This window comes from Dactylosporangium sp. NPDC049140, assembly GCF_040648435.1.
The window spans coordinates 1-1,365 of record NZ_JBEZDS010000158.1; the positions used below are offsets into that span (position 1 = coordinate 1).

At 68.3% G+C, this 1,365-nt stretch carries 1 pseudogene; it reads left to right on the forward strand.

The features are described from left to right. The first annotated feature begins 40 nt into the window (after positions 1-40). Positions 41-1,347: pseudogene (locus AB0B76_RS58965) on the forward strand (IS701 family transposase). Positions 1,348-1,365 lie beyond the last annotated feature (18 nt).

The window sequence follows — 1,365 nt, forward strand, 5'->3', positions numbered from 1 at the left end:
CTAGTACTGCAACGGCAGTTGGGTTGACCGGGCATGGATGATGTTCGCTGTGGCGGCGGAGATTGAGGCGTGGTCGGCTGAGCTGGATCGGTTGCATGAGCGGATCGGGCGGCGGTTTCGCCGGTCGGAGCCGCGGCGGCGGGTTCGGGACTACGTGTGTGGGCTGGTCGCGGGGTTGGAACGCAAGAACGGCTGGACCGTGGCCGAGCATGCGGGTGAGGTGTCCCCGGATGGGATGCAGCGGTTGCTGCGTTGGGCCGATTGGGATGTGGACGCGGTGCGTGATGACGTGCGCGACTACGTGATCGAGCATCTCGGCTGCCGGGACGGGGTGCTGATTGTCGATGACACCGGGTTCGTGAAGAAGGGGACCCGCTCGGCCGGGGTGCAGCGGCAGTACTCCGGCACGGCCGGGCGGACGGAGAACTGCCAGGTCGGCACGTTCCTGGCCTACCGCAGCGACGCCGGTCATGCGTTGATCGACCGGGAGTTGTATCTGCCGGCGTCGTGGACCGATGACCGAGACCGGTGCCGCGCGGCCGGCATTCCGGATGAGGTCGGGTTCGCGACGAAGCCGGAACAGGCCAAGGCCATGCTGGCCCGGGCGCTGGATGCGGGCGTGCCGTGTTCGTGGGTGACCGCGGATGAGGCCTACGGTCAGGTGAAGTCGTTGCGGGTGTGGCTTGAGGAACGCGGCGTCGGCTATGTCATGGCGACCCGCCGCAACGACGACGTGGTCACGACCGGCATGGGCTTCGTCCGGGTCGATGAACTGGTCGCTGCGCTGCCGGCCTCGGCGTGGCGGCGGCTGTCCGCCGGTGCCGGCGCGCACGGCCCGCGCATCTACCAGTGGGCGCGGACCCCGATCCGGGTGTCTTGGCAGCCGGGCCGCGGGCACTGGGTCCTCGCTCGCCGCCACCCTGACACCGGCGAGCTGGCCTACTACGTCTGTTACGGTCCCCGCCGCTCGACCCTCGCAGACCTGGTCTGGGTGGCCGGCTGCCGCTGGGCGATCGAGGAATGCTTCCAGCAGGCGAAAACCGATGCCGGCCTGGATCATTACCAGGTCCGGGATTGGCGGGCCTGGTACGCCCACATCACCCTGTCCATGGCCGCCCACGCCTGGCTCACCGTCGCCAAAACGCTTGCCGCAAAAGGGGAACCCGCCCCGGCGAGGATATGATGATCGGCTACACCGTACCGGAGATCCGCCGGCTGCTCATCGCGTTCCTCCTGCGACACGCCCATCGACCAGACCGCATCTGGGCTTGGTCACACTGGCGCCGCCGACGCCAATACCAAGCCCGCCTCAGCCACTACCGACGACGCGGCCACCCACTCACCTAACTGCCGTTGCAGTACTAG